Below are 24,506 nucleotides of genomic sequence, written 5' to 3' on the forward strand. Positions count from 1 at the left end.
AATGGGAGTGGTGAGCCTGGCGCCGGGTTCTTTTGCTTTGTTGCCTCCGGGTTACATCGACGGGACGGGTACGGATATGGACAAAGTAAACAGGCAAAAGTCAGCCGGAGTTTTGATTCTTGCGGCGGTCGCTTTATTGCTCAGCAGCTGTGGCGATAGCACCAGGGAAGAGGTTGTCGTCGAAGGCGCCCTGGCGATCGTTTTCGTGCAACGCGGCGTCGGCGCGGTCGGCAACCCGACCGATGGCATTATTTTTCAGGCCGGCGGCGATTTGATGAGCATGGACCTTTCCTCGCCGAGCGCGACGATGACCAATCTGACTGAGGCATACACGCTGGGCGCCGGCGATGTCTCGGACCCGGAAGTGTCTTTCGATGGCGAGCGCGTGCTGTTCTCCATGCGCGGGCCCAATGACCCGACCTGGAGTATTTTCGAATACGAAATGGCTACCGCTGCGCTGACCCGTATCGTCAGCGACGATCTTGTCGCCAACGACGGTGACGATGTCGACCCGGCTTATCTGCCTGACGGTCGAATCGTGTTCAGTTCCAATCGCCAGGAAAAATCGCGCCAGATCCTGACTGCCGAGAATACCGAGCAATACGCGTTTCTCGACGAGTACGAACGCGAACGCTCGATCGTCCTGCACGTCATGAATGGCGATGGCAGCGATATTCACCAGATTTCATTTAACCAGAGCCACGACCGCAACCCGACGGTCCTGGTCACTGGAGAAATCATGTTCTCGCGCTGGGATCATGTCGGTAATCGCAACCATTTCCCGATTTTCTTCACCAACCCCGATGGCACCAACATTTTTATCCAGTACGGTGCATTCAGTCCCGGAAACAGCATGCTGCACCCGCGTGAAATGCCTGACGGGCGGGTCATGACTTCGCTGATGCCGCTGTCCGGGACCTTTGAAGGCGGCGCCGTTGTCGCCGTCGATATCCGTAATTTTTCCGAGTTCAACGAGCCTGCGCCTGGGGCGCCCGCCGGCGCAGTCGGCCAAGTTGAAGTAACGCCATTGCCGATCGAATTTGGCGATGACGTATCCGAAAACGGACGCTTCACGACGCCGTTTCCGCTTTGGGACGGCACCAACCGTGCGCTGGTTAGCTGGTCGCCGTTGCGCCCCGAAATGGAGACCGATCCCTTTTCCGGTGTGGAAATTGAGGTTGAAGGCGATCCGCTTTACGGCATTTACATGCTGGACATGGACACCAATTCGATGCGTCCGATCGCCTTGCCGCCCGACGGCGTGGCCTATACCGACGCGATTCCATTGCAGCCACGCGCCGCGCCAAACACGATTGCCGACAAACCGCTGGATGCCGCCCTGGCAGCCCAGGGCATGGGCATCATCAACGTCAAGAGCGTTTATGACACCGATGGCCAGGACCTGATGGGCGCGAGCATGCTGATTGCTGGCGAAACTATCCCGATGATAGCGGCGCCGCCCGGGGATTCACGTTCCATGGTTGCGGACCTGGCAACCATCAAGGACCCGCTGCTGACCACGGCCGCCGGCCGGGTCGGCCGTTTTATACGGATTACCCGCGCCGTGTCCACGCCGCGCGGTATATCGATGGATGCCATTGGCGAGACCGACATGGAGATGCAACGCATCGTTGGTTACGGGGTTGAGGAGCCCGATGGCTCGTTCCGCTTCAAGGTACCGGCTGACATTGCCCTGGGCGTTGCAGTCGTGGATTCCAATGGCCGCGCGTTTCAGACACATACCAACTGGCTGCAGGTTCGCCCCGGCGAAACCCGCACCTGCAATGGCTGCCACTCCCCGCGCCGTGGCGGCGCGATCAATTCCGCACCGATCGCCGGCGACCATCCCAATACCTTGCTGGCAGCGCAATCCGGCGAATCGATGGCCGAAACCCGTACCCGCCTGGATCCGCAGGTAATGGACCTGATCGCCGATATGGTTTTCCAGGATGTCTGGACCGACCCGGCGATCCGGACGCCGGATCCGGACCTGGTGCTGAATTACGCTGGGCTTACCACGCCGGCCCCGGTGAGCGGACTGATCAATTATCCGGACCATATTGCCCCGTTGTGGACCAAAGACCGCGGTGCCGATACTTGTACCGCCTGTCACAACAGCAACCTGGTGGGCGACCCGGTATCGGTCGGCCTGGATCTTCGCAGCCTCTCGGCAGGCAATGGCCGTTTGTTGTCCTACGAGGAACTGCTGATTGGCGATCCGGTCATCGATCCGGCTACCGGTCTACCGGTCCTGCGGGTCAGAGATGGCGAGATTGAAGTCGTGCGCCAGGCACCGCTGGTAGCGACCGGATCCCCTCGCCAGAGTTCGCGGACCAGCCACCTGGTAGAAAAAATCTATGAACAGGAGCTGCGCGCAGGCAAGGACCTGGTGGCGACGACTGTTGACCACAGCGGCATGATGAATGCGTCCGAACGGCGCCTGATGGCCGAGTGGATAGATGTTGGTGCGCAGTATTACAACAACCCATTCGACGATGCGAATGGAGACGGTTTTAACAGTCTCAGCGAGGTTCGTGGCGGAGTGCGGGGTCTTAGCGAAAGCGAGTTCAACGCACAGGTCCACCCGATCCTGATGGCGCATTGTGCCGCTTGCCACCAGCCGTTCACCGGCAATGGCACGCCATCCGACCCGCAAAATCCCGGGTTTATCCCCAATCGCTTCGTGCTGACCGGCAGCCAGGAAGGCGATTTCAACATTACCGTCAGCATGGTCGAAAACGTTTGCATGCCGGAACAAAGCAGCTTGCTCAAACGACCGGTCAGCGACGAGCTTGCCAATCCGCCGCATCCGCGCATCGACGATCCAAATGTTGTCGACGATCCTGCTGATCCGCTCGCTGACGATATCACGGTGTTGAACATTGCCGACCCCGATTATCAGACCATTTTCAACTGGGTTTCGGGTGGCGTTTGTATTCCATGAGCAGGCGCGGAAAAACGTCCTGGAGATTGATTGGTGATTGCTAAATTGAGGTTTTTAATCGCAGTGGGCCTGCTCGTGTCGGTCGTCGCCTGTAATGAGGTGGAGAACGAGGAGCAGGCACAGGTGGCGCAATCGCTTTGCATTGCCGATTTCGAGGTCTGCGTCAATCCGATTTTTGACGGAACACTGAATGGCAGCGTGGGGCTGGTTACCTGCTCGGCCAGTGGTTGCCACAACCAGGCCGCCGGTTCGGGTGGCGCTTTCAAGATTTTTGCCAATGCACAGCCAGGATCGACCGAGATGCTGGCGAATTTTTTTGCGGCGAAGTCTTTTGCCAACCTGGATAACCCGGCACAGAGCAAACTTCTGCTTGAGCCGCTACAGGGCGTGTCCTCGATCAGCGGCACGCATACCGGCGGCGATATTTTTCCGGACTCCGCCGATCTGTGCTACCAGGCAATTTTTAGCTGGATATCGACACGCGTGGATGACCGGAACTCATCGAGTTGCGGTGTCTGCACGGCCGTTGCACTGGCCAGTTGCGGGTTTTGAACCGGGGCGGTGGTCGATCCTTATGTAAAAAACTGTGAGGCGGGTAACGGAACGAGCCAGGCATTAATGAGGAAATGGAGCTTGAAATCGTTAATGACACTGGAAAACCGATGAATGCGATTCGGCTCGTCTGCCTGCTGCTGCTGATTCCGCTGGTGATGGGCGCTGCCGCCTATCAGCGGGTCCAGGTGCAGGATCCATATATGGATCTGCATACGGGGCCGGGGCGTGGTTTCCCGGCTGTCCAGGTCGTCGAGCGCGGCGAATGGGTGGAGATACTCAAGCGCAAGACGGACTGGTTCAAGATCAGGAGCGGACAAGGCAAGGAAGGATGGGTGCACAGAAGTCAGATGGAAAAAACGCTGACAGAAGCGGGCGTAACGAAAAACTTTCGCGATGTCCTGATGGACGACTATCTGAGCCGCCGTCTCGAGATAGGCTTTGCGGCTGGCCGTTTTGACGGTGACCCATCGCTAACGGTGCGCGCCAGTTACCGGTTCAACAATTTTATCATCGGCGAATTTAACCTGAGCCAGGTATCGGGTGTTTTTTCCAGTTCCAGAATAGCCGACCTCAATGTGCAGATTGCACCTTACAGCGACAACCGTTTCTCACCGTATTTCAACCTTGGCTTCGGCCACTTCAGGAATGAACCCAAGGCCACGCTGGTAAACGCGGTGGATACCAGCGCGACAACGGCGGTAGTCGGCGTCGGCCTGCGTATCTACCTGACCCGGCGATTCATTGTCAGGGCCGACTTCAAAGACTACGTCGTAATGATAGATGCGGACCGGAACGAGGAATTTCAGCAATGGATGACGGGTTTTTCATTTTTTTTCTGAGGCGAGGCAATGTTTGATCAAGGATTCTGCAAAATACCGGTACTGTTATTTTTGACCAGCTTCCTGGCCACCGGATGCAGCCTGCTTCCGGGCCGGGGAAACGATCAGGGGGCGCAGGAATTGCCGCTCGAAGAGGCGCCGGGCCAGGTAATCGCTCCGGCTGTGGAACGGCGCGAGATCGCCGTGCCAAAAATCGACACGGAGAACTGGGAGATCGGCCTTTATGCCGGCGTGCTCAGTGTGGACGATTTTGGTTCGCGAGCCATTTATGGCGTACGCGCGGCCTATCACGTCAGCGAGGATTTTTTCCTGGAAGGCGCCTATGCGAGATCGACGGTTACGGATACCAATTTCCGGAACATCGGTCTGCCGATATTTCCGAACGAAAAAGAAGACCTGACTTTTTACAGCTTTTCTCTCGGCTACAACTTCCTGCCCGGCGAAGTGTTCGTCGGCACCAAATGGGCAATGACCAGCAGCATGTATTTCATTTTTGGGGTCGGCAATACCGAGTTTATCGGGGAAGACGATCTGACTTACAGCATCGGCTTCGGGCTGCGTGTGCTGCCGCGGGATTACCTGGCCCTGCGAATCGAGGCAAAGGACAACATTTTTGAGGCCGATTTACTGGGCACCAACGAGTACAAACACAACCTGGAATTCAATCTTGGATTCAGCGTGTTCTTTTAAAGGAGTGGCTCGATGCGTGGAATGAAAATATTGCTGATTAGCTTGTTGCTGCCGCTCGCCAGCGCTTCCGGTATGACCGGCCTGGTGGGGCAACCCGCGCCTGACTTCGCGCTGAAGAGCCTTGCTGGCGAAAACTTGCGGCTCAGTGAGTTCCGGGGTGAGGTCGTCATGATCAACTTCTGGGCAACCTGGTGCGGCCCCTGCCGGCAGGAGATGCCTTTGCTCGATGAACTATATCAGCGCTATGAGAAAGTGGGTTTCCGCGTGCTCGGCGTCAACATCGACGACGACCAGCGCAGCGCGATCAAGATGGTAAGTGTGCTTGGCATAAGTTTTCCGGTGTTGCTGGATGAACGCAAGCATGTCAGCCGCCTGTACGACGTCGACGCGATGCCGGCGACCCTGCTGATCGACCGGTCGGGCATCGTCCGCTACATCCACCATGGTTACAGATCCGGGTATGAGCAAAGTTATGTCGATGAAATACGTGAATTGCTGAGAGAGTAACGCGGGCATGAGGAAACTGACTTTATTGCTGATTGTCCTGTTGCTTGGCGCCTGCGCCGTGCAGCCGTGGGTCCGGCCGTACGAGCGCGAAGCTCTGGCTGATCCGCTGATGTCGTTTAATCAGGATCCGCTGGCCGACAGCGCCAGAACGCACGTTTTTGAAGTTCGCGAAGGCGCTCGCGGCGCCGGACAGTCGCACGGAGGCGGTTGTGGCTGCAATTAGCGAAAGGATACTGGTCTTGCTGTTTACCGCCATGGTCGCCGGGCCTGTCGTTGCGGCCGCATTGCCGGAGGAACGGGCCGACGCGCTTTACCACTATTACAGTGGTGGCGGCATAGATGTACAGGGACCGGCGCTGCTGGTTCGTAAAAATTTCGCAGAGAAATATTCATTCAACGCCAGTTACTACGTGGACAGCATCAGCGGCGCCTCGATCGACGTGGTGACCAACGCCAGCGCCTACACCGAAAAACGCAACCAGTTCGGGCTGGGGTTCGATTATCTCTATGGCGATACCTTGATGAGTATTTCCTACACGCAAAGTGATGAGAGCGACTACGAAGCCAAGACACTGGATGTCGGGCTCAGTCATGATTTCTTCGGTGGCATGAGTACGCTCGCGATGGGGTTTAGCCGCGGCGACGATACGGTTATGCGTGTCGACACCTCGTTCGAAGACACTGTCGACCGTTTCCAGTACCGGCTGGGCTGGACCCAGGTCCTGTCCCCCACCCTGGTTGCCGCGCTCAGCTACGAAGGCATTTCAGAGGAAGGTTTCCTGAATAACCCCTATCGCTCGGCGCGGGTACTGGGAGCATCGGTCCAGGAACGCTACCCACGGACCAGGACCAGCAACGCGCTTGGCATTCAGGCCAGCAAGTACTGGGGCGACCGCAGTTTTGTGACGCAATTGAAATACCGTTTTTATGACGACACCTGGGGTATTACCGCGAACAACATCGAACTCGTATTTTCGCGCCGCCTCAGCGAAAAAACCGAGATTGGGTTGGGGGGTCGTTTTTACACTCAAACCGCCGCCAATTTTTACAGCGATAACTTTGCCCAGGAATTTCGCTACATGGCGCGCGACAAGGAACTGAGTGATTTTACCAGCGCCTCGATTGGCGGGCGAGTCAGTTATGAGTTGTTCCGCGACCGGGGACGGTTGGCAAAAGGCAAGGTAACGCTGATGTTCGACCGTATCCATTTTAACTATGACAATTTTAGCGATGTTCGCAGCGGCGAGCTCTATAAGTTCAACGCGAATGTCTTCCAGTTGTTTTTTTCTGCCTGGTATTGATTATGAACAGTAGAAATTCTGCAAACCATTTCTTGCTAACCCTGGTATTGATGCTGGGCATGCCCGTCACAAGCTCGGCGCAGGAACAACTGGCCGCGGTCAACAGCGGCGACAGCGGAGAGTTTCGTAGTCTCGACGAGGACATACAGGATCTCAAGCAGGAGGTGCTGGCGCTCAATCGCGATCTGTTCATCCTCGAGGAAGAACTGCTTTTTCCGGCGAACACCCAGGTCGCGATATTCGTATCCATGGATGTCGGTACTTTTTTCAGCCTCGACTCCGTACAGATCAAGTTGGACGACAAGGAAGTCTCCAACTACCTGTATACCGAACGCGAATCGAAGGCGCTGTTAAACGGCGGCGTTCACCGTATTTACCTGGGCAATCTGCGTACCGGCAAACATGAGCTGGTCGCCTTTTTCACCGGTCAAGGAACGCACGACCGCGATTACCGCCGGGGGGCCAGTTTGCAATTCGAAAAAGGCGTGGGGGCGAAGTTTGTCGAACTGAAAATCAGCGACCGGCAACGCAATCTGCAGCCGGAGTTTTTGATCGAGGAATGGGAGTAGATGAAGAGACGCTGTCACCGGTTTTTGATCGCAATTACGCTGTGCCTTGCCGGCGCGGCGCAGCTGCATGCGGATGAGGATTCCCTGGCTATAGGCCCGGTTCGGGATCTGCCGTTTGGTGAAGTGTTGTTTTATTTCTACCAGGATGATTATTTCCCGGCCCTGACCCGGCTGATGGCGGCACAGTATCGGGGCGAGTTGGACGAGCATGACGATGACGCCGAGTTGTTGCGTGGTGGCATGATGCTGTCATACGGTCTGCACCGCGATGCCGGCGAGATTTTCAATCGCTTGCTCGATCGCAAGGCGCCCCAGTCAGTCAAGGACAGGGCCTGGTATTTTCTTGCCCGGGTCTGGTTCCAGCGCGGTTATTACGAACGCGCCGAGACCGCGCTGGCTCGCATACGCGCACCCTTGCCGGAGCACATGCAGGAGCGCCACATGATGCTCAGGGCTCAGGTCATGATGGCGCGCGATGATTTCAATGCCGCCTCCCGCCTGCTGGATGATTGGCGGAGCGATGGCGATCTGGCGAACTTCGCCCGCTACAACCTGGGCGTGGCCCTGGTACGCCAGGGCAGGCTGAGCGAGGCCACTCGCCAGCTTGAGCAGGTCGGGCGCATCCGTACCACCGATCTGGAAATGCTCGCATTGAGAGATCGTGCCAATCTCGCACTGGGCTTCGCGCTGATCCAGGATCAACAAGCCCAGGCCGCACGGAAAGTGCTCGGCAGGGTCCGCCTGTCCGGGCCATTTTCCAACAAGGCGTTACTGGGTGCGGGCTGGGCCGACATCCTGGCCGAGGACTACCAGCGGGCGCTGGTTCCCTGGCGTGCGTTGCAAGATCATCGTCTGCTCGACCCGGCGGTGCTGGAATCCTTACTGGCGGTGCCTTATGCGCTGGGAAAATTGCAGGCGAACCGGCACGCGGCCGATGCCTATCTGAGTGCAATTCAGGCCTATGCCAGGGAGACCGATCAACTGGACCAGGCAATCGCGCGCATGCGTTCGGGCGAGTTTCTCGACCAGCTGCTGCAAGGCGATGAGCTGACCGATCCGGGCTGGAGCTGGCGGCTGCAGACGATCCCGGACAGCAACGAGAGTCGCTACCTGTATTTGCTCGTCGCCAGCCATCGTTTCCAGGAAGGGCTGAGAAATTATCGCGATCTGCGTTTCCTGCAATACAACCTGGGGCAGTGGTTGCAGAGCCTGGCTGCGTTTGACGACATGCTGGACACCCGTGAGCTCGCCTACGCGCAGCGTGAACCCGCGGTGGTCCGCGCGATCGATGAAGTCGATCTGGATTCGCTGGCAAGGCGGCAGCTTGAGTTTGCGGCCAGGATTTCCAGAATCGATGAAAACAGCGACTACCTGGCGCTGGCCAGCGCCGCCGAGCAAAGCCAGCACCATCGCTTGCGATTGGTCGAAAAGAAACTCAACCATCTGCCGTTTGGCGCGGAAACCAGCGATTTGCGCAAAAAACGGCGTCTGTTGTCCGGGGTGCTGCGCTGGCGGCTGGAAGCGAGATTCAAAGAGCGGTTGTGGCGTCAAAAGAAAACCCTGAACGATCTTGATATTGCCATGCAGGACGCGCGGCAACGCAGCGCGAAAGTTTCCCGGGCGCGAACGGAAATGCCCGTCAAATTCATCCGCTATCGGCATACCATCGGTAGCTTGCGGCCGCGGCTGCGAGCGTTGATCAAGCAGGCTGCAATCGTTGCTGCAAAACAGCAGGAGTTTTTGCAGTCGCTGGCGGTCACCGAGCTGGAAGCGCAGAAAGGTCGCTTGCACACCTATCGCGTGCAGGCACGATTCGCCCTGGCGACCATTTATGATCGTGCGACGACACAGGGGCTTTCGCCATGAACGCCGCCTGGATAGTGATCGCGGGTTTGTCGCTGTGGCCGTTTGGCGACAAGAACGACGATGCGGATGTCAGGACTATCGACAGCCTCGATCGGCAAAAGCCGGTGCTGGTTGAAAAGGACAACCCCGACGCGAGCGGGCAGAGCGCGATCCAGAACTATCGCGAATTCCTGCGGCTTTATCCGGATGCTCCGGAGTTACGTGCCGAGGCCATGCGCAGGCTGGCCGATCTGCAGCTTGAGGCCGGCGAGGAGCGGATGATCGAGGGTGACCTGGCGATGTTGCAGGGCATCGAGTACCGCGATGCGGTGCATCTTTACGAGTCCCTGCTGAAGCAGAATCCGACAGCCCCGGGTAACGATCGTATCCTCTACCAGCTTGCCCGGGCGTACGAAAACACCAACCAGACGGAGAAGGCGCTGACCACGCTTGACCAACTGGTCAACCGGTATCCCGATTCGCCGATGGTGATCGAGGCGCAGTTCCGCCGCGGCGAAATACTTTTTGTCGCCAAGCAGTATTACCCGGCACAGCGAGCCTATGCCGGTGTGGTCGCCCGTGACGATGAGTCTCGCTATTACGAACAGTCCCTGTACAAACTCGGCTGGTCGATGTTCAAGCAGGGCGAGTACGAAGGCGGCCTGGATGCGTTTTTCGAGTTGCTCGATCGTCGCCTGGTCGATCGAAACGGTGAGCTGATATCGACCGAATTCATGACCCGCCCGGAGCGTGAGCTGATAGACGACACGTTCCGCGTCAGCAGCATCAGTATTTCCTATCTCGAAGGACCCGCGACACTGGACCGCAGGATCGCGGGCGATACGCCGCCGGTTTATGTCTACCGTCTTTACCAGGGTCTTGGCGACTTGTACCTGGAAAAGGAACGTTACCAGGACGCGGCCGCAAGCTATCGTTCCTTTGCGGTAAACCGGCCAATGCACGAATTGGCGCCATTGATGCGGACGCGGGTGATCGAAACTTACAAAGCAGGCGATTTCCCGTCCCTGGTTTTGCTGGCCAAACAGGAGTTTGTGGACGAATACGATGTGGACAGCGCGTACTGGACTCGACACGAGTGGCAGTCCCGAATCGAAGTGACTGGTCTGTTGCAGGAGCATCTCGATGATCTCGCAACCCATTACCACGCAGTATCGCAGGCTGCCGAAGAACCGGAATCCTATGCTCTCGCCGCGGATTATTATCGCCGCCTGATCCGCGCTTTCCCGGATGATCCGGCCGCTGCAGAAGCCAACTTCCTGCTGGCCGAGATACTATTCGAATCCGGTGAGTACGCAGATTCGGCGATCGAGTACGAACGCGCCGCGTATTCCTATCCGTTGTCGCCGCATGCGGCGGAAGCGGCATACGCCGCGGTCCTGGCATACCAGGCCCATGAGCCGTCTTTAGAAGGTGAGGCTCGTGCCGATTGGCATCTGATGGGAATCGATTCCGCATTGCGCTTTGCCGGGCGGTTCCCGGGACACCCGGAAAGCCTGCCCGTGCAGACACAGGCAGCCGAAGCCTTGTACGAACTCGGCGAATTACAGGGTGCACTGGCAGCCGCACAGCCGGTGCTGGGCGATCCGGACGCGCCCGATGAGCTGCAGCGCGTCGCCTGGACCGTGGATGGCCACAGCAACTTCGACCTGAACAATTATATGGCGGCAGAAGTCGCCTACCTCAAGGTACGCGGTCTGACGCCAGCCGATCATCCTGGCCTGCCTGATCTCGAAGAGCGGATTGCCTCTTCTGTTTACAAGCAGGGTGAAATCGAGCGCGCCGGCGGCGATATGGAAATGGCCGTCATGCACTTTGCAAGAGTCGGCGAAATGGCGCCCAAATCGAAGATCGTGGTGACCGCTGATTACGACGCAGCCGCGGCTTTACTGGCGATGGAAGACTGGCATCGGGCCGCGCCCGCACTGGAAGACTTTCGCCGCAAGTATCCCGACCACGAGTCAATCACCGATATCGGACGCAGCCTGGCGCAAAGCTACGAAAAATCGGGGCAGGGACTGGCGGCCGCGACTGAGTACCGGCGTATTGCAGACGACGAAACAGAACGCGCCGATGTCAGGCGCGAGGCACTGTGGCATACCGCCGAGTTGCTGGAAAGTCATGCGGCTGCCGATGATGCGGCTGAAGTCTGGCAGGAATTTATCAAACGCCACCCGTCACCGATCGACGATTCGATGCAACTGCGTGAAAAACTGGTTGCCTATCACGCCGGTCGAGCTGACGACAAAGAACGGATCTCGTGGTTACAGGCAATCGTTGCCGCCGATGCCGCGGCTGGCGAAACGCGCAGTGACTACAGCCGTACCGTCGCTGCGAAGGCGTCGCTCACCCTGGCGCAGCCAAAATTGACTTCGTTTGTCGCCATCAAGCTGAAAATTCCGTTAAAGGACAGCCTGGCGATGAAAAAGAATTTCATGGAGCAGGCTTTGGTGGCTTATGCGGCGGCCGCTGACTACGGGATCGCCGAAGTGACAACGGAGGCAACATTTCAAATTGCAGAAATTTATCACCAGCTAAGCCGGGATCTGATGGATTCGGAAAGGCCGAACGAGCTGAGCGCAGAGGAGATTGAGCAGTACGACATCTTGCTCGAGGAACAGGCATACCCGTTTGAAGAACAGGCAATCGAAATTCACCAGGCGAACACGGTGAGGGCGGCCAGCGGATTTTACAACGAATGGGTGCGCGCCAGTTTCGAGGAACTGGCGAAACTCTCGCCGGCACGATATGCGAAGGCGGAAATCAGTGAAGACTATATCAACACAATGTAGGGGCTTGCTACCCGGTCTGCTGGTGTCGGTCATGCTCACCGCTTGCTCGACGCTGCCGCATGGCTGGTCTTCGAGTTCGACCAGGAGCGATAACCCCGCAGCGTACGAAGAAGCGCTGGCCTTGATGGATAGCGGTCACCTCGAGGCCGCCGAAACCATCCTGCTGCGCCTGACAAAACGTTACCGTCGGTCTGCCGGGCCGTGGATCAATCTGTCGATCATTTACTCGCAAACTCAACATTACAACCGGGCCGAGGAAGCATTGAACCGCGCCCTGGAGCTGGACCCGCGCAGCGCAGTTGCCTACAACCACCTCGGCATTCTTTTGCGCAGGGATGGCCGCTTCGAGCAGGCAGACCAGGCCTATGCAAAGGCCATCAGGTTCGATCCCGAATACAGCCTGGCCTATCTGAACTACGGAGTGCTTGCCGATCTGTACCTGCAGCAGCCCGAACGCGCCCTCGTGTACTTCCAGCGCTACCAGGAACTGCAAGGCGATGAAGACCAGCGGGTCCGCCGCTGGATTATTGAACTGGAACGCCGGGTCGCCACAAAAACCGCGCAGGTGTCTCCATGACCAGTTTGCGAATTACGGTCGGTCTGGTCTTGTTTGCCGGTTGGCCGATGGGGCTGGCCTGGTCGCAGGAATTGCCCGTGGCGGAAGAACTGCCGGCCTACGAAAGCCCGGTTATTGCCGAGGAAGAAGGGGCCGAGGAAGAAGGGGCCGAGGAAGAAGGGGCCGAGGAAGAGGGGGCCGCAGATGATGTGGATGACATCAACCCGGCGGTCGATACCAGCGCCGGTGTATACGACGCGGAAAGCGGTACTTTGAGGACGACCATAGTCACGGGTAACGCGGAGTTGCCGCGCGTGCTGTATATCGTGCCGTGGAAAAAAGCCAATCCCGGCGACCTGATGGGTAAGCCGGTGAACAGTCTGCTCGACGATGTCCTGCAGCCAATCGACCGCGGGGAATTCCGGCGGCAGCTTCGTTATTTCGATGCATTGAATCAAAGTGAGGCAAGCGATAAATAGATTTATTTCGCTGCTTCTTAGGTGACCACAAAGAGGAGATAGGAAAATGGACGTTTACAGAACTATAGTCGGCTTCTTCCAGGAGGGCGGGCTCTTCATGTACCCGATCGTTCTGGTCATGGCCCTGGGTGCGGGAATTGCCATCGAGCGCTGGGTTTATCTGACCCGATCGCGAATGGTGAATCGCCGGGTCTGGAACCAGTTGCAGCCATTGCTTAGCAAGGGCAAGTATCAGCAGGCCTATACGATTTGCAGCAAATCCAAGGCGGCAGTCAGCAACATCCTGAGTTACGGGCTGGGGCGGATAAAGAACGCCCGCCGACGGGACGACATCGAAAAAGCGATGGAAGAAAGCCTGATGGAAGAAATGCCCAGGCTGGAAAAACGCACGCACTACCTCGCGACCTTCGCCAACCTGGCAACGTTACTGGGGCTGCTTGGCACCATCATCGGTCTGATCAACGCATTCACCGCCGTGGCGGCCGCCAACCCGGCCGAAAAAGCAGACATGTTGTCGGCCAGCATTTCGGTCGCGATGAATACGACCGCGCTTGGCCTGATGGTCGCGATACCACTGTTGTTCATTCACGCTGTTTTGCAGACCAAGACCAACGAGCTGGTCGATAGCCTGGAAATGGCGACAGTCAAGTTTCTCAACACGGTATCTGAGAGGCCGGCCGCAGAGTCCGCGTCATGATTCGCCGCCGTCACAGGAACCATCGGCGGGAAACCGCCGACCTCAACGTTACCGCCTTCATGAACCTGATGGTGGTGTTGGTTCCGTTCCTGCTGATTACCGCTGTGTTCTCCCGGATGGCCGTGCTGGAACTCAACCTGCCCGGCGAAAACAGTGAGCCTCCGCAACAAGAGGCATCGCTGCAACTGGAGATTATTGTTCGCGATGGCCGGATCGAAGTTGGCGATCGCGACAGCGGACGTGCTGCTGTATTTGCCAGCAAAGACGGTGAGTACGACCTGGAAGCATTAGGCGACTATTTGCAGCAGGTCAAGGCGCGATATCCGGACAAGCTGGATGCGACCTTGTTGCTCGAACCCGACATTTCCTACGATTCACTGGTCCAGGTGATGGACACGGTGCGGGTTGTACAACTGGTGCAGAATGAAAGGTTTGTTCAGGCCGAGCTATTCCCTGATATTTCCATCGGCGACGCACCCCCGGGTACAAGGTAAAGGAGCCCGACATGGAACAGTCGAAAAGAGCCAAACGAATGCGCAGACACCACGGGCGCAACCGCACCGTTACATTGCAGCTGGTGTCATTGATGGATATTTTCACCATTTTGGTGTTTTTCCTGCTGGTCAATTCCTCAGACGTCCAGGTATTGCCCAATGTGAAAGACATCCAGATGCCCGAATCCATCGCCGAGCAGAAACCCCGCGAGACAGTGGTCGTGCTGGTCACCGAGCACGCTATCCTGGTCCAGGGGAGGCACGTGGCAACGATCGATGAGGCCATGAACACCGCTGGACTATTGATCCCGGCGCTACAAACCGCCCTGTTGAATCAGAACAAGCGACTCCTCAGTCAGGACCTCGCTGCGGACATCGCAAAACGGGAAGTCACGATCATGGGTGACAAGGAAATCCCCTACAGTCTGCTCAAGAAAGTGATGGCGACCTGCACCCAGTCAGACTATGGACGAATTTCTCTGGCGGTCTTGCAGCGGTCGCCGGTAACGCCGGCAACTGACGCCACGGCAGGTTAGGAGAAGGATTTTGGATGCCTATTACAGAATCTACGATTTGCAATGGACGCCGGATGCGGAGCAGGAAGCCCGCTTCCGTCGTACATTGCGAAACACGCTGGCGATCATACTCCTGCTGGCGCTGATCATACCCTGGTTGCCGTTGCCGGAAAGAAGCCCGGATGATATCCCGGAGATCCCGCAACGCTTTGTCAAGTTGCTGCTGGAACGGAAAGCGTTGCCGCCGCCACCACCGCCTGTGGTCGTAAGAAAAGAACCGGAACCGGTTACCGAGCAGGTGGCCAGGGAACAGCCAAAGCCAGTTGAGGTACCGCCGCAGGTGGTTCCGGAGCGGATTGAGAAAGTTCGCGAGCGGGCCAGCAAGGCCGGGTTGCTGCCGTTTGCCGAGGCTTTGGCCGATCTTCGCAGCAACGACGCGGTCGCCAGCGTGGTCAGCAACGGTCGGCTCAGTCAGGGTAGCGGTATTGCCAAACGTACCGAGCGCGCCGTGATTACCTCCAAAGTAGCCGGTGGCAGTGACGGTATTCGCACCTCCGGGTTGTCCCGCGATACTGGCGGCGGTGGCCTGAGCGGCCGGGATACCACCACCGTCGTATCCACGATCAGTGCTGGCAGCGGCAGAGGCGGAGGCGGGTCCGGCCGCGGCGGTTCGGCTGGCCGCAGCCTGGAAGAAATTGAAATGGTTTTTGACCGCAACAAGGGAGCGATTTTCGCACTCTATAATCGAGCGCTACGCAAGGATCCCTCTCTGCAGGGCAAACTTGTACTTCGGCTGACCATCAGCCCGGGTGGGCAGGTGACGTTCTGCGAAGTGGTTTCCAGCGAGTTGGGTGATGCCGAACTTGAACGCAAGCTGGTCATGCGGGTGAAGATGTTCCGTTTCGATGCCAAGGACGTCCCGGCGTTTACCGCGACCAAACCCATTGATTTCTTCCCTGCGTAGGACGGGCATGCCGGTAACATTCAAAAAAATCTGTTCGCTGCTGACGATGCTTGCAATCGCTAGCCTGGGTACGCTTCCATCGACCGGAGCCGCAGAGGAGCAAAGACTTGCCGGCACGGTGGAAAACAACGGAACCTTTCTTGCCATCGTCGAAGATAGCGGCAGACAATGGTTGCTCAGTACAGGCGATACGCTGGGGGAGTGCCGGGTCGGCGAAGTTCGCGCGACCCTGTTGCGGCTGAAATGTCCGGCTGGCATTCGCGAACTGCACATCCGCTCGTTGCCAGGGCAGGGCAAGGCAGACAACCCGTCAGATGAAGTCACCTTCCTTGCCATTCAAAAGGATATTCTTCACCAACTGATCGGCGATCGGCAGGATTTGGTCAATCAGCTTGACCTTGCACCCGAGGTCGATGCGACGGGCGTAATGAAGGGGTGGCGCGTCGTGTCGGTTCGCGCGGGCAGCGAAGTGGAATCGCTGGGCTTGCGGGCCGGTGACCTGATAACTGCGGTCAACCATGTGGCCGTCGCAGATAGTATTTTCATGGATGCGCTGCGCTCAATGCCTGAACAGGGCCTGATCAATCTGAGCCTGCAGCGGCAGCAAAAGAAAATAGAGCTGATCTATTCCCTGTATTGACAATGTTGCCGCCGTGCGCCATGGACCATCCCGGTTTTCAAGGCAAGTACGGCAGGCGTTTGAACCTGCTCAGTCATTGGCGGCTTTCTCGCAGGAATAATCGAGCAGCGTCTTGTCCGCCATGCTTTCTTTTTCATCGCTGCAATAGACTGTGATGTACATCCGGGTGACCGTGCGGCGCGGCGCATAGATCATCACGCCATTTTTGTCCGGTTGAATCGTGGTTTTACGGGTCCGTCGGTCGGGGCCGGCCTTGAACTTCGTTTCACAGTAAATCTCCCTGCCCTCGTAGTTTTCCACGCGCACAAAAGCCTGGTTGTTGATCACGCCAAAGTCGAACCCAACCGACATGTTATCCAGGCAATGGGTGATCGTTAGCGGATAATTCGCCACGGCGACCAGCGGAACCAACGCAATTATCAGGGCCAGGCACAGGTTTTTCACAGCTAATTTGGTTTGCATATTTCACCGGGGGGCGGGGTCTTCTCCGCTATCCATTGTCTGCCGGATTCGTTCGCGCAAATCATGCAGGCGCTGGTCATTCGGTGCAAGCTCCAGCGCCTGTTCCAGATAGCCGTGGGCGCGTTCGGAGTTACCCATGACCAGCGAGGTTGCCGCAAGATTATACAACGCCGCGAGGTTTTCCGGGTCGATGTCCAGGGCCAGGCCATAGACCGCCATCGCCCTTCGATGGTCTCCGCCGGTGGCTGCGTTTCTGCCTACGCGAACATAATAACCTGCTCCCTTTTCGCGCGCCTTCATCAGCTCGATCCAGGGATGAAAACTGGAGGGAATCCGTTTGCCGCTTTTCCCCAAATGCGCCGTGGCATTGTCGCGGTCACCCAGGTTGCGATATGCCATTGCCAGTCGGTAATGCAGCTGCGTGGCTTCGGGTTGAATGCGCAAGGCGGCCTGGAAGGCGTTGATCGCATCGCGGTATTGATCCCTGCGCAACGCGATGGTGCCGAGGCCCGCGATGGCCGCGACCTGTCCGCGTTCCAGGGAAAGCGCGTCGCGGAATGCTTTTTCCGAGCCGGGCAGGTCACCCGCTTCCAGCAACACTTCAGCAAGGCGCAGCCAGGTGCCGGCCATTTGCGGCGCTATTTTCAGACTGGCCGAATACAGCCTGGCGGATTCCGCCAACTCACCGACTTCCTCGTGATAAATGGCGAGATAAAAAGGCCATTGGGCGGCGTCCGGCTCGAGCAGGATGGCGTTGCCATAAGCGGCTTTTGCCGCGGCTTGTAATTGCAGCGCCTGGTAGACCATGCCTAGTTTTCCGTATGCTTGGCCCAGCGATTTTCCATCGAGCGAGGATTTCTGCTGGTGAAAATAATCCTGGGCGCGGCGAAGCTTGGCTTGTGTCGCCGGCTGCAATCGCTCGAGATCCGGCTCGGGTACCGGCATCAATTGCAAAGCCGTTTCGCTTTGTGCCGGTGAAGAAACCGGCCAGCAGGCGAGCAGCATCACTGCCACGAGGCGGGTCAACAGCAGGCCGCGAGGCTGTATCGGTCTGTTCATTCGCTGACTCGTATTCCGCTGCCGCGCCTCAATTCGTGATAACGGTTGGTCGCCAACCCGTTCCAAGTTTCGCGCTCGCCGCCGGGCCAGCTAACCTCTACGGTTTGCGGCCCCCGATTACCGCCAAGGCCAAAAAGAATCCTTGGATCCCTTGCCGAGCCGTAACTGCCATCGGTATGCACGCGGCGCCACAGCGGCGGCCCGTTTTCACGAATCAGCGCGACCTCGCTGCCGGTGACATGAGATTTTCCGGCAGCGTCGAGTATGCTGATGCCGAGCCAGGCGTTCCTGGTGCCGACCTGGTTTACCAGCAACCGCACAGGACCGCTGTTGTTGCTGATGACAATATCGATATCTCCATCGTTATCGATGTCGCCGATCGCCGCGCCGCGGCTGACTGCCGACAGTTTGAACGCGTCGCCGGCCAAATCGCTGATTTCGATGAATGCCTTGCCCTGATCGTTTGCGAACAGCTGGTTGCGCCGGTCCAGCGGGAATACTTTGTCGGTGGGTTCGTGTGACTCGAACAGGGTAACCGCGCCATTGACGCTGAGCAGATCCAGCCAGCCATCGTTGTCAATATCCAGCCAGGCGGTGCCAAAACCCGAATACGGCAGGCTTGGGACGCCCAGGCCGGTTTCTGCTGTTTTGTCGTCGAACCAGCCGGTGCCGTCGTTGACATACAGGGTGTTGGTTTCGCGAACCAGGTGGGTCATGAACAGGTCTTCATCGCCGTCGCCGTCGAAGTCGGCCGCAGCCACGCCCATGCTCGCCTCGGGCATGCCATAACGGTTGACCGAGACACCGGCCAGCGGCGCGGTATCTTCGAATGTCCCGTCCTTTTGGTTGATCCACAACTGGTTGGCCACGCCGTCATTGCCGACATAGATATCCGGCCAGTGGTCGCCGTCGAAGTCGGCTGCGATGACGCCCAGCGCGCCACCGAAAACTTTGGTGATGCCTGATTTTTCGCTGATATCTTCGAAGCTGCCGTCGCCTCGGTTGAGAAACAGACGATCGGTGAGCGGCGCAAACGCCTGTGGGCCGCAATAATCGCGAGCGGTGGTTGCGGAACGGCATGGCTTCGGGTTTTCCATGTCGTAGGCTACATAATTGCCGACGTACAGATCGAGCCAGCCATCGAGGTTGATATCGATAAAGGCGGCGCTGACGCTCCAGCGCGGATCATCCACGCCCGCCTTGTCGGTGATGTCTTTGAAGGTGCCGTCGCCGTTATTCAGCCATAGCTGGTTGTGAGAGAAGTTGCTGATATACAAATCGATCCAGCCATCGTTATTGATATCGCCCGTCGCGACGCCCATGCCATAACCGCGAGCCCTGATGCCGCTTTTTTTGGTGACATCGGTAAAACGCAATCTGGATTTGCCCGGGGCGGTATCGTTCCTAAACAGGCGGTCTGTCAAAACAACACCCTTTTCCGGTGGCAGGATCGCCTCGCTCAGGGTCTTCCCCGGGCCGATCATATGACCCTGCAACAAATAAATATCCAGGTCGCCATCGCGATCGAAATCGAAAACAGCCACGCCGGCGCCCATGATTTCCGGCAAATAGAGTTCACCGGACATCCCGTTGAAATGGACAAAGTCCAGTCCGCTGGTCTTACCGGCTTCGATGAACAACGCTTCGCCTGTCTCATCCGCTGCCACCGCCATCAGCAGGCAACAGCAGAAAGCAGGGATAACGGCTTTTCTGAGGCGCGATTTATTCAAGGGGCCGCTCCCAGCGCCGGCAACAGGACCGGCCAGACATTGTTCAGCAACACTTCCTGTGCCGCCGCGTTGGGGTGGATACCATCCGCCAACATCAACTCCGGATCGAGCGCTATGTGCTCCAGGATAAACGGAATCAGCAACAGGCCGTATTGCTCGGCCAATTCCCGGTAAATCGCATGGAAGTCCTGGCCATAGGCCTGACCGTAATTGGGCGGAATCCGGATCCCGGCGAGCACGACGATCGCACCGGCCTCCTGGCAGGCCTCGACCATGTTTGCGAGGTTGCCGCGGGTTATTTCCAGCGGCAGTCCGCGCAGACCGTCATTGCCACCGAGCTCGATGATCACGATAGTTGGCCGAAAGCGCTCCAGCGCTCGCTGCAGCCGGTAACGGCCACCTTGGGTCGTATCGCCAGTGATGCTGGCATTAACAACATGATAATCGTAACCTTGAATGCGCAGTCTGTTTTGCAGCAACGACACCCACGATTGTTCCAGCGTCATGCCATACGCGGCGCTCAGGCTGTCGCCAACGACCAGTATGGTGGAGTTTTCCGCATGGACAACGTCAATCGGCAACGCCGTGAGCCAAAGCAGTGTCAATAATCTGATCATGTCACCCTATACTTCCGCAGAACCCGTTTTGAAAACCTGTGCACTGACCAAGAAGGTTAGCAGCCCCGAGGGCAGCTTAACCATACTGGATAATGTCAACCTGGAGATTTATGCCGGCGAGTCGGTAGCCGTGATCGGTGTTTCCGGCGCGGGCAAGTCGACGTTGCTGGCTATGCTTGCCGGCCTGGACGAACCCAGCACCGGTCAGGTCTGGCTCAATAATACCGAAATTACGGCGCTGGATGAGGATGGCCGTGCGGTTGCCCGCGCCGAGCACGTGGGCTTCGTCTTCCAGTCTTTCCACCTGATTCCCTCGCTGACCGCGCTGGAAAATGTGATGTTGCCACTGGAACTGGCGGGCAGGGAACATGCGGAGGACGAGGCGCTGTCCGTGCTGACCAAGGTCGGGCTGTTGCAACGCAAAGGTCATTACCCCCGACATTTGTCGGGCGGGGAAAAGCAGCGAGTCGCCATTGCCAGGGCGTTCGTTACCCGGCCGGCGGTCCTGTTCGCCGATGAACCGACCGGCAACCTGGATAGCAAGACGGGCGGATTGATTATCGATCTGCTGTTCGACCTGAACAAGGAATCCGGTACTACGCTGGTCCTGGTCACCCACGATATTTCCATGGCCGAGCGTTGCGACCGCGCCATCCATATCGAATCCGGCCGCATCCTCGATCCGGCCGTCGCCTGATATGCTCAGTCTGCGACTGGCACTGAAGACTCTGGCGCGTGACTGGAAGTCGGGTGAGCTGCTGGTTTTGTCGCTCGCGATCATGGTTGCGGTCGCCGCGTTGACCGCCGTTTCGTTTTTTACCGACAGAATTTCCCAGGCGGTCAAACTGCAGGCCAGCGAGGCGTTGGCAGCGGATCTGAGCTTGCAGAGCACCGGGCCATTGCCGCAGAACTACAGCCAGGCGGCGCGGGCGGCTGGCCTGGATATTGCCAATGTCGTTTCCATGGCCAGCGTGGTGTTTGCCGGCGAAGGCAATGCGTTGGCCAATGTGCGTGCGGTCAGCGATGGCTACCCGCTGCGCGGCCGCATGAAGATAGCCGATGGCTTGTTGCTGCCGGCACGGGCCGCGGACGCGATCCCGGCGCCGGGGGAGGCCTGGGCGTCGACCCGGTTACTGGCCAGGCTTGGCGCCGATGTAGGCGGCACCATCGAGGTGGGTACGGCCAGGCTAAAACTTGCCCAGGTCCTGACATACCGGCCGGATCGCGGCATGCGGTTCATCGATATTGCGCCCAGCCTGTTGATCAATGAAGCGGATCTGGACGCCACCGGCTTGATTCAGCCCGGCAGCCGGGTTCGCTACCTGATGTTGTTTGCGGGCGATCGCGGCCAGGTCCGCCGCTTCAAGGCTGAATTGCGGGAAATGCTGGGTGACGGCGAGCGTCTTCGGGATATAGCCGATGTCGGCCCGCAAATCAGCTCGGCGATGGATCGGGCCCAGCGCTTTCTGAACTTGTCGGCGCTGGTCAGTGTGTTTCTGGCCGCGGTCGCAGTGGCGATGGCCGCTCGCCGATATGTCAGTCGGCGGCTGGACACAGTTGCTTTGATGAAATGCCTGGGTGCGAAACAGGGGCTGATTCTGCGGGTCAGCGTCATTCAGTTATTGCTGATGTCGGTGATTGCCGGGTTGCTCGGTGTCTGGTTCGGTTATATCGCGCAGGCCGGGCTGAGTTTTATTATGCGAGACCTGATTGGCAGCGAATTGCCGCCGCCCGGATGGAAGCCGGTTTTCCTCGGCCTGGCGACATCGGTAAGCGTGTTGACCGGATTCGCGTTGCCGGGTTTCATGCAACTGGGACAGACCCCGCCGCTGCGTGTACTCAGACACGATATGGGACCCCCGCCGTTACGCTACTCGGTTTCCTACGGGGCCGCGATGGCATCGATGCTGCTGGTCCTTTGGTGGGTAGTCGGAGACGCTGGATTGCTGATCCGTATCGCCATCGGCAGCATCATCGCGATGATGATACTGATGGGCGCCGGCTGGCTGCTGGTGCGCATGCTCAGCGGAATCCGCGGCGCGGCCGGGGTAGCCTGGCGTTATGGTCTGGCCAATATTTCTCGACGTGGCCGCGATAGCGCAATCCAGGTTGTGGCTTTCGGGCTGAGCCTCATGGTCTTGTTGTTGCTGACTGTCGTGCGCAACGACCTGATGGACCTGTGGCGCAACAGCCTGCCCGCCGATGCGGCCAATCGCTTTTTAATCAATATCCAACCGGATGAAGTATCCGGCGTCGATGATTTTCTGGCCAGTCGTGGTCTTGGCCGCCTGGAATTCGTGCCGATAGTGCGCGCGAGGATGACCGCCATTAACGACGTCTCATTGCGCGATCGTGAATTTACCGATCCCGATGGACGGCGGCGCGCCAGCCGCGATGCCAACCTGAGCTGGGCCAGTACTTTAGCCGGCGACAACCAGGTCGTCGCCGGGCGCTGGTGGGGTGAGGTCGTTCCCGAGCACCCCGAAATCTCGGTCGAACAAGGATACGCGGACGACCTCCAGCTCGAACTCGGCGATATCATTAGCTTCAATATCGCGGGAGAAACGGTATCGGCAACGGTAACCAGCTTCCGTACGGTCGAGTGGGATTCTTTCAAACCCAATTTCTTCATCATTTTTTCGCCTGGCGCACTCGAACCGTATCCCGCGACTTACATCAGCAGTTTTTATGCCCGCGAAGGGCAGGACGCGGAAATCCTTGACCTGGTTCGCCGCTACCCCAGCATCACGGTGATCGATATCGACGCGATCATGAGCCAGGTACGCGGCGTCATGGACAAAGCGGCGCTCGCCGTGCAAGCGGTTTTCCTGTTTACCTTGTTTGCCGGCCTGATGGTCTTGCTGGCTGCGGTACAGGCCACGCGGGACCAGCGCCTGTATGAGGCGGCGATATTGAGAACGCTGGGCGCAAAACGCAGGCAGATCCTTTGGGGTGTAGCCACTGAATTTTCCGTGATCGGTCTGTTGGCCGGAGGGCTGGCGGCGTCAGGCGCCAGCGCGGCCGGGTGGTTTCTCGCGGAAAGTCAGTTCCAACTGGAGTATCATTTCGATCCGGTGTTATGGCTGACCGGGCTGATTGCCGGCATGGCGATCGTCGGTCTGGCCGGCACTCTCGCGACTCGCTCGGTGCTGAATCACCCGCCGGTCCATACGCTACGCCAGGCGTAGCGACAATCGATGACGCAAGGAGTTTGCCGTGAAAAAATCGCTGACCGCGGGATGGTTGATTGCTTCAGTATTTTTTCTTGTCGCCTGTAGTCAGGATAACGGTACGGCAAGAGAAGATCATGGCGAGGCTGCTGGCAGCGCTGATGCAGAAATCGTAATAAGTATCAGCAACCATGATAACGAAGTCGACCTGGTGCTGACGGCTGAATCGCTTTACCTGCAATTGTCCGCGGAAAAACTGGCCGAAATCAAAGCCGAATTCGATGACGAGCGTGCGGATGAGGAAGACAATGCGCTGGCCAGCGCGATAAAGAGCGTTGTGCTCGATAACGTAGAGAAATTCTTACTGCAGCGAATCGAATACCCGCTCGAGGAAATCGAATCGATGTATTGGGACGACGGGGAAATCGTCATCGAGGTCGAGGAAGAGAATTTTATTTCCTTCGACGACGTTCAGGGTGATGGGGGCAACATACTGGAAACCTTCGACGAGGAACATGCCCTGGAGTTCATCGAGGCTTTCGAAAAAATTCGCGGCGGTTCCTGACTTGCTTAACGACAATTGTTAACGGATTTTTAGCACCCGTGCGTGTCCGCCACGCCCGGTCAGTACACGAACGCGTTCCCCTTCGAAGAATTCGACTGTCGCGGCCTGAACGATGGCGATTACCCTGCCGTTGTCCATTTCAATGGTAATTTCCTGGCCGTCCTGTTCCGTGATTTTCTTTTCGATCGCCTGGCCGGCGACCGCGCCGACAACGGCGCCGACGGCCCCGGCGACCTGCCGGCCGCCACCGTCGCCGATCTCGCGTCCGATCTCATAACCGATCGCGCCGCCGCCGACCAGGCCGAGCCGGGTTGCCCTGCCATCGATGACGACCGGAACGACCATCAGCACTTCGCCGTAACGAACATCCATGGCGCGCAAGGTGTCCTTGCGACTGTAGACCTCGCCGGCAGTATTCGGCGTCGCGCAACCGGCCAGTAATCCGACCGTGCAAAGCAGTGAAATCAAGGCGGTTTTCATAGTCGCGCTCCGTACAAT

At 58.0% G+C, this 24,506-nt stretch carries 25 protein-coding genes; 20 read left to right on the forward strand and 5 right to left on the reverse strand.

Annotation, left to right across the window (positions count from 1 at the left end; genetic code table 11):
* The first annotated feature begins 76 nt into the window (after positions 1 to 76).
* The 17 genes from IIA05_06790 (at position 77) to IIA05_06870 (ending at position 16,405) form a co-directional block, all read left to right on the forward strand.
* Complete coding sequence (locus tag IIA05_06790; protein MCH9026804.1) at positions 77 to 2,944, forward strand: PD40 domain-containing protein; 2,868 nt, start codon at positions 77 to 79, stop codon at positions 2,942 to 2,944.
* Between the two features lie 33 nt (positions 2,945 to 2,977).
* Positions 2,978 to 3,496, forward strand: a complete 519-nt coding sequence (locus tag IIA05_06795; GenBank protein ID MCH9026805.1) for a hypothetical protein — start codon at positions 2,978 to 2,980, stop codon at positions 3,494 to 3,496.
* 110 nt (positions 3,497 to 3,606) lie between these two features.
* A complete protein-coding gene (locus tag IIA05_06800; protein ID MCH9026806.1) occupies positions 3,607 to 4,338 on the forward strand; it encodes an SH3 domain-containing protein in 732 nt (243 codons plus the stop codon).
* A gap of 9 nt (positions 4,339 to 4,347) precedes the next feature.
* Entirely contained in the window at positions 4,348 to 5,028 is a 681-nt protein-coding gene (locus tag IIA05_06805; GenBank protein ID MCH9026807.1) for an outer membrane beta-barrel domain-containing protein, read from the forward strand.
* Positions 5,029 to 5,040: 12 nt separating this feature from the next.
* The gene (locus IIA05_06810) at positions 5,041 to 5,535 is read left to right on the forward strand and encodes a TlpA family protein disulfide reductase (protein MCH9026808.1); all 495 of its coding nucleotides are present in this window, start codon (positions 5,041 to 5,043) and stop codon (positions 5,533 to 5,535) included.
* A 7-nt stretch (positions 5,536 to 5,542) separates the two neighbouring features.
* Positions 5,543 to 5,758 carry a DUF4266 domain-containing protein gene (locus tag IIA05_06815; GenBank protein ID MCH9026809.1) on the forward strand — a complete coding sequence of 72 codons (216 nt, stop codon included), beginning with the start codon at positions 5,543 to 5,545 and terminating at the stop codon, positions 5,756 to 5,758.
* A 31-nt stretch (positions 5,759 to 5,789) separates the two neighbouring features.
* A complete protein-coding gene (locus tag IIA05_06820) occupies positions 5,790 to 6,836 on the forward strand; it encodes a DUF3570 domain-containing protein (GenBank protein ID MCH9026810.1) in 1,047 nt (348 codons plus the stop codon).
* Positions 6,837 to 6,925: 89 nt separating this feature from the next.
* On the forward strand, positions 6,926 to 7,405 hold the full coding sequence (locus IIA05_06825) for an AraC family transcriptional regulator (GenBank protein ID MCH9026811.1): 480 nt from the start codon (positions 6,926 to 6,928) through the stop codon (positions 7,403 to 7,405).
* Positions 7,406 to 9,271, forward strand: a complete 1,866-nt coding sequence (locus IIA05_06830; protein MCH9026812.1) for a hypothetical protein — start codon at positions 7,406 to 7,408, stop codon at positions 9,269 to 9,271.
* Positions 9,268 to 12,060, forward strand: coding sequence for a tetratricopeptide repeat protein (locus IIA05_06835; GenBank protein ID MCH9026813.1), 2,793 nt, complete (start codon positions 9,268 to 9,270; stop codon positions 12,058 to 12,060). Before IIA05_06830 ends, IIA05_06835 begins: the two co-directional genes overlap by 4 nt.
* Entirely contained in the window at positions 12,035 to 12,637 is a 603-nt protein-coding gene (locus IIA05_06840; GenBank protein MCH9026814.1) for a tetratricopeptide repeat protein, read from the forward strand. Before IIA05_06835 ends, IIA05_06840 begins: the two co-directional genes overlap by 26 nt.
* Positions 12,634 to 13,095: a hypothetical protein gene (locus tag IIA05_06845; protein ID MCH9026815.1), complete on the forward strand. Its 462-nt coding sequence runs from the start codon at positions 12,634 to 12,636 to the stop codon at positions 13,093 to 13,095. The genes IIA05_06840 and IIA05_06845 overlap by 4 nt, the downstream gene beginning before the upstream one ends.
* Positions 13,096 to 13,141: 46 nt before the next feature.
* Positions 13,142 to 13,792, forward strand: a complete 651-nt coding sequence (locus IIA05_06850; GenBank protein MCH9026816.1) for a MotA/TolQ/ExbB proton channel family protein — start codon at positions 13,142 to 13,144, stop codon at positions 13,790 to 13,792.
* On the forward strand, positions 13,789 to 14,286 hold the full coding sequence (locus IIA05_06855; protein ID MCH9026817.1) for a biopolymer transporter ExbD: 498 nt from the start codon (positions 13,789 to 13,791) through the stop codon (positions 14,284 to 14,286). Before IIA05_06850 ends, IIA05_06855 begins: the two co-directional genes overlap by 4 nt.
* An 11-nt stretch (positions 14,287 to 14,297) precedes the next feature.
* The gene (locus IIA05_06860) at positions 14,298 to 14,822 is read left to right on the forward strand and encodes a biopolymer transporter ExbD (protein ID MCH9026818.1); all 525 of its coding nucleotides are present in this window, start codon (positions 14,298 to 14,300) and stop codon (positions 14,820 to 14,822) included.
* A gap of 10 nt (positions 14,823 to 14,832) precedes the next feature.
* Entirely contained in the window at positions 14,833 to 15,765 is a 933-nt protein-coding gene (locus tag IIA05_06865) for an energy transducer TonB (GenBank protein ID MCH9026819.1), read from the forward strand.
* A gap of 7 nt (positions 15,766 to 15,772) precedes the next feature.
* Positions 15,773 to 16,405 carry a hypothetical protein gene (locus IIA05_06870; GenBank protein MCH9026820.1) on the forward strand — a complete coding sequence of 211 codons (633 nt, stop codon included), beginning with the start codon at positions 15,773 to 15,775 and terminating at the stop codon, positions 16,403 to 16,405.
* Positions 16,406 to 16,474: 69 nt separating this feature from the next.
* Here the strand turns inward: IIA05_06870 and IIA05_06875 are convergent, their stop codons facing one another.
* Genes IIA05_06875 through IIA05_06890 form a run of 4 tightly spaced genes read right to left on the reverse strand, consistent with a single transcriptional unit; the run spans position 16,475 to position 20,273 of the window.
* Positions 16,475 to 16,867 (reverse strand): hypothetical protein, encoded by a 393-nt coding sequence (locus IIA05_06875; protein MCH9026821.1) that lies wholly within the window; start codon positions 16,865 to 16,867, stop codon positions 16,475 to 16,477.
* Between the two features lie 3 nt (positions 16,868 to 16,870).
* Positions 16,871 to 17,926, reverse strand: a complete 1,056-nt coding sequence (locus tag IIA05_06880; GenBank protein ID MCH9026822.1) for a tetratricopeptide repeat protein — start codon at positions 17,924 to 17,926, stop codon at positions 16,871 to 16,873.
* Positions 17,923 to 19,656 (reverse strand): CRTAC1 family protein, encoded by a 1,734-nt coding sequence (locus IIA05_06885; GenBank protein ID MCH9026823.1) that lies wholly within the window; start codon positions 19,654 to 19,656, stop codon positions 17,923 to 17,925. The genes IIA05_06880 and IIA05_06885 overlap by 4 nt, the downstream gene beginning before the upstream one ends.
* Entirely contained in the window at positions 19,653 to 20,273 is a 621-nt protein-coding gene (locus IIA05_06890) for an arylesterase (protein MCH9026824.1), read from the reverse strand. The genes IIA05_06885 and IIA05_06890 overlap by 4 nt, the downstream gene beginning before the upstream one ends.
* Here IIA05_06890 and IIA05_06895 point away from each other — a divergent pair.
* Genes IIA05_06895 through IIA05_06905 form a run of 3 tightly spaced genes read left to right on the forward strand, consistent with a single transcriptional unit; the run spans position 20,272 to position 24,008 of the window.
* Entirely contained in the window at positions 20,272 to 20,970 is a 699-nt protein-coding gene (locus IIA05_06895) for an ABC transporter ATP-binding protein (GenBank protein MCH9026825.1), read from the forward strand. The genes IIA05_06890 and IIA05_06895 overlap by 2 nt on opposite strands.
* Position 20,971: 1 nt before the next feature.
* The gene (locus tag IIA05_06900) at positions 20,972 to 23,461 is read left to right on the forward strand and encodes an FtsX-like permease family protein (protein MCH9026826.1); all 2,490 of its coding nucleotides are present in this window, start codon (positions 20,972 to 20,974) and stop codon (positions 23,459 to 23,461) included.
* Between the two features lie 28 nt (positions 23,462 to 23,489).
* Positions 23,490 to 24,008 (forward strand): hypothetical protein, encoded by a 519-nt coding sequence (locus IIA05_06905; GenBank protein ID MCH9026827.1) that lies wholly within the window; start codon positions 23,490 to 23,492, stop codon positions 24,006 to 24,008.
* Positions 24,009 to 24,026: 18 nt separating this feature from the next.
* On the opposite strand, the gene IIA05_06910 is transcribed toward IIA05_06905, so the two are convergent.
* Positions 24,027 to 24,488, reverse strand: a complete 462-nt coding sequence (locus IIA05_06910; GenBank protein ID MCH9026828.1) for a glycine zipper 2TM domain-containing protein — start codon at positions 24,486 to 24,488, stop codon at positions 24,027 to 24,029.
* Positions 24,489 to 24,506 lie beyond the last annotated feature (18 nt).

The sequence above is a fragment of the Pseudomonadota bacterium genome, assembly GCA_022572885.1.
GTDB lineage: Bacteria > Pseudomonadota > Gammaproteobacteria > Steroidobacterales > MnTg04 > MnTg04.

Coding starts and splice junctions, on each gene's coding strand:
- IIA05_06855 (MCH9026817.1), top strand. CDS start 13,789: ATGATTCGCCGCCGTCACAGGAACCATCGGCGGGAAACCGCCGACCTC.
- IIA05_06845 (MCH9026815.1), top strand. CDS start 12,634: ATGACCAGTTTGCGAATTACGGTCGGTCTGGTCTTGTTTGCCGGTTGG.
- IIA05_06805 (MCH9026807.1), top strand. CDS start 4,348: ATGTTTGATCAAGGATTCTGCAAAATACCGGTACTGTTATTTTTGACC.
- IIA05_06790 (MCH9026804.1), top strand. CDS start 77: ATGGACAAAGTAAACAGGCAAAAGTCAGCCGGAGTTTTGATTCTTGCG.
- IIA05_06810 (MCH9026808.1), top strand. CDS start 5,041: ATGCGTGGAATGAAAATATTGCTGATTAGCTTGTTGCTGCCGCTCGCC.
- IIA05_06815 (MCH9026809.1), top strand. CDS start 5,543: ATGAGGAAACTGACTTTATTGCTGATTGTCCTGTTGCTTGGCGCCTGC.
- IIA05_06830 (MCH9026812.1), top strand. CDS start 7,406: ATGAAGAGACGCTGTCACCGGTTTTTGATCGCAATTACGCTGTGCCTT.
- IIA05_06890 (MCH9026824.1), bottom strand. CDS start 20,273: ATGATCAGATTATTGACACTGCTTTGGCTCACGGCGTTGCCGATTGAC.
- IIA05_06850 (MCH9026816.1), top strand. CDS start 13,142: ATGGACGTTTACAGAACTATAGTCGGCTTCTTCCAGGAGGGCGGGCTC.
- IIA05_06860 (MCH9026818.1), top strand. CDS start 14,298: ATGGAACAGTCGAAAAGAGCCAAACGAATGCGCAGACACCACGGGCGC.
- IIA05_06895 (MCH9026825.1), top strand. CDS start 20,272: ATGTCACCCTATACTTCCGCAGAACCCGTTTTGAAAACCTGTGCACTG.
- IIA05_06800 (MCH9026806.1), top strand. CDS start 3,607: ATGAATGCGATTCGGCTCGTCTGCCTGCTGCTGCTGATTCCGCTGGTG.
- IIA05_06910 (MCH9026828.1), bottom strand. CDS start 24,488: ATGAAAACCGCCTTGATTTCACTGCTTTGCACGGTCGGATTACTGGCC.
- IIA05_06900 (MCH9026826.1), top strand. CDS start 20,972: ATGCTCAGTCTGCGACTGGCACTGAAGACTCTGGCGCGTGACTGGAAG.
- IIA05_06870 (MCH9026820.1), top strand. CDS start 15,773: ATGCCGGTAACATTCAAAAAAATCTGTTCGCTGCTGACGATGCTTGCA.
- IIA05_06875 (MCH9026821.1), bottom strand. CDS start 16,867: ATGCAAACCAAATTAGCTGTGAAAAACCTGTGCCTGGCCCTGATAATT.
- IIA05_06835 (MCH9026813.1), top strand. CDS start 9,268: ATGAACGCCGCCTGGATAGTGATCGCGGGTTTGTCGCTGTGGCCGTTT.
- IIA05_06880 (MCH9026822.1), bottom strand. CDS start 17,926: ATGAACAGACCGATACAGCCTCGCGGCCTGCTGTTGACCCGCCTCGTG.
- IIA05_06820 (MCH9026810.1), top strand. CDS start 5,790: ATGGTCGCCGGGCCTGTCGTTGCGGCCGCATTGCCGGAGGAACGGGCC.